General features: G+C 37.8%; 6 protein-coding genes and 1 tRNA gene. 2 read left to right on the forward strand and 5 right to left on the reverse strand.

What is annotated here, in order from left to right:
* The first annotated feature begins 349 nt into the window (after positions 1–349).
* Positions 350–1,732: an NAD-dependent succinate-semialdehyde dehydrogenase gene (locus ACTHJT_RS01120; protein ID WP_440235763.1), complete on the forward strand. Its 1,383-nt coding sequence runs from the start codon at positions 350–352 to the stop codon at positions 1,730–1,732.
* A gap of 2 nt (positions 1,733–1,734) precedes the next feature.
* Here the strand turns inward: ACTHJT_RS01120 and ACTHJT_RS01125 are convergent, their stop codons facing one another.
* The 4 genes from ACTHJT_RS01125 to ACTHJT_RS01140 all read right to left on the reverse strand — a co-directional run bounded on the left by ACTHJT_RS01125 (position 1,735) and on the right by ACTHJT_RS01140 (position 4,913).
* Positions 1,735–2,997, reverse strand: coding sequence for a site-2 protease family protein (locus ACTHJT_RS01125; RefSeq protein WP_440235764.1), 1,263 nt, complete (start codon positions 2,995–2,997; stop codon positions 1,735–1,737).
* Positions 2,990–3,625: an HAD family hydrolase gene (locus ACTHJT_RS01130; RefSeq protein ID WP_440235765.1), complete on the reverse strand. Its 636-nt coding sequence runs from the start codon at positions 3,623–3,625 to the stop codon at positions 2,990–2,992. Before ACTHJT_RS01130 ends, ACTHJT_RS01125 begins: the two co-directional genes overlap by 8 nt.
* Positions 3,626–3,696: 71 nt before the next feature.
* Positions 3,697–3,770, reverse strand: a tRNA-Ile gene (locus ACTHJT_RS01135).
* Between the two features lie 147 nt (positions 3,771–3,917).
* Positions 3,918–4,913, reverse strand: a complete 996-nt coding sequence (locus ACTHJT_RS01140) for a glycosyltransferase (protein WP_440235766.1) — start codon at positions 4,911–4,913, stop codon at positions 3,918–3,920.
* A gap of 121 nt (positions 4,914–5,034) precedes the next feature.
* Between ACTHJT_RS01140 and ACTHJT_RS01145 the strand changes: the two genes are divergently transcribed.
* Positions 5,035–6,567, forward strand: coding sequence for a lipopolysaccharide biosynthesis protein (locus ACTHJT_RS01145; RefSeq protein WP_440235767.1), 1,533 nt, complete (start codon positions 5,035–5,037; stop codon positions 6,565–6,567).
* A 7-nt stretch (positions 6,568–6,574) separates the two neighbouring features.
* On the opposite strand, the gene ACTHJT_RS01150 is transcribed toward ACTHJT_RS01145, so the two are convergent.
* On the reverse strand, positions 6,575–7,272 hold a 698-nt coding region (locus tag ACTHJT_RS01150; RefSeq protein ID WP_440235768.1), incomplete at its 5' end, for a TylF/MycF/NovP-related O-methyltransferase.

A 7,272-nucleotide genomic window follows, 5' to 3' on the forward strand; every position in this document is an offset into this window, starting at 1 on the left:
GTCTATACAAAATAGAAATAATACAAATATTAAATTCTATCATAATATCCTTAATAATATACTAAATTCATTCAATATTTAATATTTATAAGTAAAACTGCTTATTTTTTTATGTATTTTTTACTACATTTTTAAATAAAAATAACAACATAGGGCTAATTTATATGCAAAAATGATCAAAAAACAAATTAAAACCTTTGAATTGAACCTGTAAAAATCAAACTAAGGGTTGAAATAAAATAAAGAATCAAATATATAATTTTTCTACGTATAGAGCAGAGAATTCACATGATGTAACAACTGTTCCATATTTCTACATTAAATTGCCTTTGCATCAAATCTGACCTTTATGCCATTTGCCAGCAACCCATTTACAGGAGAATTTATATACAATAAAGACTTCGATAGCTATACCGCCATACATACCAGCCTTCAAACAGCAGAAAGCGGATTTAAAATCTGGAGTAATTATTCCATCGAAAGTAAAAAGAACCATTTCAACAAACTGATTGCTTTAATGCAGGAGCAAAAAGAAGCTCTGGCAGCTCAAATAACCGTAGAAATGGGTAAACCCATTTCTGAAAGCATAGGAGAAATTGAAAAGTGTATTGCAACAACACAGTGGTACATTGAACATATTGAACAGCTCATTCAGGTTCACAGAACAGAATTCCGGGATGAAGGTATCAACAGCTTTGTTACATTCGAACCTATAGGAACAATCTTAGGAATCATGCCCTGGAATTTCCCATTCTGGCAGGTATTCAGGTATGCTATACCCACTTTGTTCATGGGTAACACAACGCTTTTAAAACATGCACCTAATGTACAGATATGTGCTGCAAGCATGGAGAAATTATTTCGCGATGCAGATTTCCCTGCAGGTGTATTTCAAAATATTTTCGCTTCGACAGAAGACATTGAATTTATCATCGCTTCAAATACGATTAAAGCTGTAACATTGACAGGAAGCGAAAAAGCCGGACAAGCGGTAGCAGCGATTGCAGGCAAACACATCAAAAAATGTGTACTGGAACTTGGAGGCAGCGATCCTTTTATTGTATTGGCCGATGCTCCTATTTCCCAAACTGTAACAGAGGCAATAAAAGGTCGCCTACAAAACAACGGGCAAAGCTGTATTGCCGCAAAACGTTTTATTATTCACGAACAATCTTATGATGCTTTTTTAAGCGAGCTTGCTTCATCTGTCGCAACTTTATCTATAGGAGACCCTATGCTTCCTGCAACGCAGCTAGGACCAATAGCACGCGAAGACCTGAAAGAAAATGTATCTCAACAGGTTTCCCAATTATTGGCTGCCGGAGCCTATGCTTATTATACCCATCCGTTTAATGATGCGAATTCAAATTTCTTTGCGCCAAGAATACTTGTGAATATTCCAACAGGCAGCCCGGTAAGATTTCAGGAATTATTCGGACCAGTATTCTGCTGCTATAAGTTTTCAAACGAAGACGAAGCCATTGCCATTGCCAATGAAACAAGCTTTGGCCTGGGTGCAAGCATATGGACAAGCAATATAGAACATGGCATATCCCTGTCAAAAAAAATTGAATCAGGCGCGGTCTTCATTAATGATATTACCCGCTCGGATGCGCGGGTACCATTCGGCGGAATAAAAAAATCCGGATATGGACGTGAACTTTCTTCTTTGGGTTTACTCGAATTCGTTAATATTAAAACATGCTGGATAAACGAAACAAGATTTCACTGATCTTATTTCGTGTAGGTATACATGAGTAATACATCAGGCGTAAAGCACAAAACAAAGATCACTAACGAAAGCCATCCCAATACTTTTCGTTTGAAATCAAGGGGCGTCTCATCTAAGGCCGGCGGATGCTGCACGCCAATAAAGCGGCTGATCAGAATCGCATATAACAGCCAGCCATTCTTTCCGGTAATTTCAGGAAATATGAATTCCAGCAAACATTGCCCTGTAAATACGGCCAATGCCACGAGTACTACATTTATACTCCGTTCAAACATTCTTGAGAAAAGCATAAACAAAAATCCTACATATATAAAGCTAAATAACAACTGATCCGCAGGATTCGCGGTGAAGAAATTAATTTCCAGAGGATTTACTTTAAACAATCCCAACCCTGCAATGAATACAAAAACGACAAACGCTGTTGTGGAAATTTTTTTATGCCATTCATACCCAAACAAGCCATAGATGACATGTCCGCCATCGAGTTGGCCGATCGGAATTAAATTAAGTGCTGTAAAAAACAAAGCTAAATAAGCAGCAAATATAAACGGATAATGAAATAACTCGAATTGGTTTGGGATCTTACCGCCCTGATAAGAGAATATTTTTTTAAATATCAGCAGCAATAAATTATCCCCTGCTGCAAACTCTGTAAATTCCGTTTCATACTGTTTGACAGGTTCTTTCAATTCAGAATTCTGTTTTTTATTTTGTTCATAGTACAATGAATCCAGGTGATATTTTGCATCAACATACTTATCGCTTTGCGCTTTCAGATATTCATATCCATATACGTGTTCAGCATAATCATCGCCAAACACTGCATAATCAGGATGAATTTCATAGATATATTCTTTTTCCGGCAGGGTCGCAAAGCCATAAATCAGTAAAGCCAAAGCACCAACAAAGCCAGCTAAAGGCCCGGCAATGCCGATATCAAAAATCTGCTTGCGGGAATGAATGATACTTTTCATCCGGATGAATGCCCCGAATGTACCGAAGCTAGGTAAACCGGGAAAATAAAACGGAATATAGTATGGCAATGTAACATCAACCTTATACTTTTTGGCATAATAATAATGGCCAAATTCATGCATGGTCAATATGCCCAAAAAAGTTATTGAATAATATAATCCCGATAAAACAAAGTCCCATTCGGTCTTAGCTGGCGCTCCGGTCCACTGCGCTCCCGCCAGCGTTGTAGTTGCAAGCGTTAATATAAAGAGCAGAATATGAATGCTCAGTTGTTTGTATTTCTTAAGCATGTTTCATCAATTCAATAAGCGTACTTTGTTCATCTACAAGTAGGGCATGAATGCCTGCTTGCTTTGCACCTGCAACATTATCAGCATTATCATCCAGAAAAACAGTTTCCTGTTCTGTTAATTGCTTCTGCATTAAAACCGTTTTATAAATATCAACACCTGGCTTTATCAGACCCAGGTCATAGGAATACCATACTTTTTCAAATAGTTTTTCTAACCGGGATACCTGTGTATACTTATATAAGATCGCCTGAACTTCTGCAATATGAATAGGATTGGTGTTACTTAACAGAAACAAGCGATACGTAGAAGCAAGTTCCTGAATCCGTTTAATATGATCCATTGGAATTGGAAGTAATAAAGCATTCCATGCATCCGTGATCTGTTGATCTGAAATGGAAGACGGAAGATTCAGCAACACACGTACACCGCATAAGAACTGATAATTTCCAATGATTCCTTTTTCAAAGTCTATAAACAAATTGCTCGATTTGTATCGTTGCTCGATCTCCTGAATGCTCAGTCCGGATAAAGAAGCAAATGCTTGAAATGTTAAGCTGAAATCAATGGGAATAATAACTGCTCCCAGATCCAGTATTATATTTTTAATGTTTGAAAAGTCTTTCATGAATATAAATGCTGCAGCAAAGGTAGTACGGAATACAGCAATAAAAAACCCCGCAAGATGCGGGGTTTACGTGGGCCCTGTTGGGATCGAACCAACGACCCCCTGATTATGAGTCAGATGCTCTAACCGTCTGAGCTAAGGGCCCTGAAAGGAAATATTTTTCATTTCGGAGTGCAATGTTACTGAAATGCCTTGAATTTAGCAAACAATCCCCTGAAGATTAATAAGTCCCAGTCTTCCGCATACCTACACTCCAAGTATAACAATTTGAACTTAAAGAACATCCGGCAATTTATTGCAGCCAGGGCAGCCAGTTTTCGGGATGCTGCAGTATACGTCTGTTTTTATACAAACCAAGGATTTTACCCAAGCGCGCTTGCCGGTCCAGCAGAATATCTATTTTAAAATTTGCGGAAGCAAAAGGATATTTGATGTATCCGTTTAGTAAAAACAACAGTTCCCGTAACAATTGGCTCGTCCAGTTGAATGTTGAAGCTTTATTAAAAAGAATTTCATTTCTTTTTTCAATATAAGGAGTCAGCAAAACAGAACTGTAAGCAACTGCTTTTTTAAGTTTTTTCAGATATGAAAACGTGAGACGATTAGCGGCAAGTACATGTGTAAAGTGTAGTCTTTCATTATAATGTATCGTAAACCCAATCAGTGAAAATGCATAGCCGAGTTCATTGTCTTCGCCTGAAAGCAGTGATTTACCCGTTCTGCCCGAGAGTGTGTATTGAAACCCTGCTTGCTGTAATTCCTTGTATGCATGCATGCGCATGAAACAACCTGCACCGTATACAAATCCACGCTCTATGGTAATATCTTTGCTGCAGGCAGCTTGTGCCCCTACCGCATATTGGTATGCATAGCGGTCGAACCAATCAGGGGCTTGTATATCCATCCGTGCCTGCCCTTTTCCTCCAAGCAAAGCAATTGACGCATCTACAGCCATTGCATCAAAACCCAATTGGATGTAGTCAGCATTCAAAAGATTATCATCATCACAAAACAATATAATATCATAGACAGCAGCTTGAATGCCTGCCTGACGGGCAAAACTTAAACCAGGAGTTTTTTCTTGTACTATCCGCATCTCAACAGGCTTGTCAAGCGCTTTCCAGCACTGTTCTGCCACTGCAGCAGTATTATCTGAAGAAGCATTATCCACCAGGATCAATTCCCACTTCAAAGAAGCTAAAACAATCTGCCTGGAAAGATACGTCAGTGTTTCCGGCAATATATGTGCACTATTATGACAGCAGATAATGACACTTACTCCATTCATTTTACTTTCACCGGTATTTTCTTTTCAACTTACTTAAATTATATCAAATGAACCAAACAGCAGTCAATTTATAACGTATAGCCGGAAATAGATCTGTTATAATAGTGTTATATTTGAAATTATGCGTACAAAACATGCTATTAATAATATCCTGCTCCAAACCATTACGCTGGTCTCCGGCATCATATTATATTTTTTTCTGACACCCTATATTGTCAGAACCCTCGGCAATGAAGTATACGGAATTAATCAGCTCTTATTACAAACGGTAGGTTACTTTGGAATTGCAGAATTAGGGGTAGGCCTCTCATTATCTGTTTTATTATACCGGGAATTGGTAGATAATCATATTGACAATATCAATGCATTGCTTTCTGCGGCACAACGCATATATATGATCATTGGCGGTAGCATTGCTTTTGTTGGCCTTATCTTTTCTTTTTTCATAAACAGTATCTTTTCCATCCCCGATCAATATGCCAGCGCAACTCATATTGCTTTTCTACTCTACATTGCTTCTGCTGCCCTTACTTATTTTTTCAGTGTACCGGGAATATTATTGAACACTTCACAACGCGGATATAAAACTTATTTATTTCAGTTATTAAAACCGTTTTTAACATACGGCGCTTATGTAGTATTGGTTTACTATGGCTTTTCAATTGTTGGCATTGCAGCAGCTTCCTTTGCAGTAGCAGCCTGGTATCTACTGGGTACAAACAGGAAGGCGCGTCAGGAATTCCCATGGATGAATATCTGGCAGCAGGAAAAAAACTATGCGATCCTAAAAACCAGTAAGTATGTTTTCATTGAAAAATTATTAATGCTTGTCCTTTTTCAAACAGACATTATCTTAATTTCTTATTTCTTAGGCGTAGACCATGTTGCAGGCTATGCGCTATACACGGTATTTTTTTATTATATGAAAGAGTTGATTATTATAAGCAGCAATAATATTATTAACGGCTCTGGAGAATTGTATCAAAAAGGTGAAATCAATAAAGTCTACCAGCTTTGGCGGGATTCAATGAGCATTGCTTTCTTTGTAGCTATCCATGTTTGTACAGGCCTCTATTTCCTGTTTCCATATTTCTTTAAACTCTGGATCAGTGAATCATTGCTCCTATCAAACACCGTATTATTATTTTTCACTATAAATCTTTTCTACATCATTACGCTCCATCCGACTGTAACCATACTTGGTTCCCAAAACTATTATCAAAAACGGATAAAAGGTTCTGTTGCAGAAATAATAGTAAACATTTTTCTTTCCTGCATACTCATTCCGCATATGGGCGTATTGGGGGCACTTATAGGCACTGCAGCCGGGCATTACCTGGTTAATGCATGGTTTATTCCGATGCTCTTTTTTCAATCAATCCGTCAATCATTTTCTCATTACTTTTTTATATGCCTGAGATATCTCGGTATGCTTATGATTGTTGGTACAGCAAATTATTTTTATTTCACTTATGTAGTGGTACCGTTATTAAAAAATATAGAAACATGGTTTGAATTGATTGCTGCAGGTTTGCTCTTTTTATTATTTACCTTTCCCTTATGTGTATTGCTTTACAAAATATTTGACACAAACTTTAATCAGGTAATGCTCCGGGTACGGGGAATTATTTATTTAATGAATCCTAAAAAATAAAAGGTTATTATCTCTTACGAATATAACAAACACCGTTTTTTGTTTTCTCGATTCTTACAGTAAGTTCTTCTCTTGACAAGTAATCATGTACAGCTTTCGTACAGCCATCCCAGGTGTAATAATCATCAATAATGATCAATCCACCGGGCACAACTTTCGGATAAAGATTTTCCAGACAACACATGGTAGAATCGTACCAATCCCCATCCAGGCGGAGAACTGCGATCTGTGAGCTTTTCGTAAAGACAGGAAGTGTTTCGTTAAACCATCCTTTCTCAAGAGAATAATCTTTACATCCGGATTGTTCCATAGCTTTTGCAGCAAATGACATTTCGGCTTTGCAGTTTTCATGATACGTAGCTCCAGTCTTGTCTTCCTGCCATTTCTTTGCTTCGGCGCCATCCTTTGCCGTAACGGGTGGTAATCCTTCAAAGCTGTCAAACAAAAAATATTTTCTATTATCACCTAAGATCTGAGCAATACCAGCAATCATTCCACCGCGCCATACACCACATTCCACAATGTCGCCCTGAATATTTGCGACACTTTCACACAGTTCAAGATTATCTGCATAATCGAGCATACGGATCATGGTGAACGTTGAGAACTTTTTAAAAATTGCGGCTCGTCGGCTGAGCGCAACATTATACCTGATCGCAGAACTTATATTGTTCAAGTAAATATTTATCATATGCGTGCCTATTG

Source organism: Cytophaga sp., assembly GCF_051961495.1.
GTDB lineage: Bacteria > Bacteroidota > Bacteroidia > Cytophagales > Cytophagaceae > Cytophaga.

Coding starts and splice junctions, on each gene's coding strand:
- ACTHJT_RS01120 (WP_440235763.1), top strand. CDS start 350: ATGCCATTTGCCAGCAACCCATTTACAGGAGAATTTATATACAATAAA.
- ACTHJT_RS01125 (WP_440235764.1), bottom strand. CDS start 2,997: ATGCTTAAGAAATACAAACAACTGAGCATTCATATTCTGCTCTTTATA.
- ACTHJT_RS01130 (WP_440235765.1), bottom strand. CDS start 3,625: ATGAAAGACTTTTCAAACATTAAAAATATAATACTGGATCTGGGAGCA.
- ACTHJT_RS01140 (WP_440235766.1), bottom strand. CDS start 4,913: ATGAATGGAGTAAGTGTCATTATCTGCTGTCATAATAGTGCACATATA.
- ACTHJT_RS01145 (WP_440235767.1), top strand. CDS start 5,035: ATGCGTACAAAACATGCTATTAATAATATCCTGCTCCAAACCATTACG.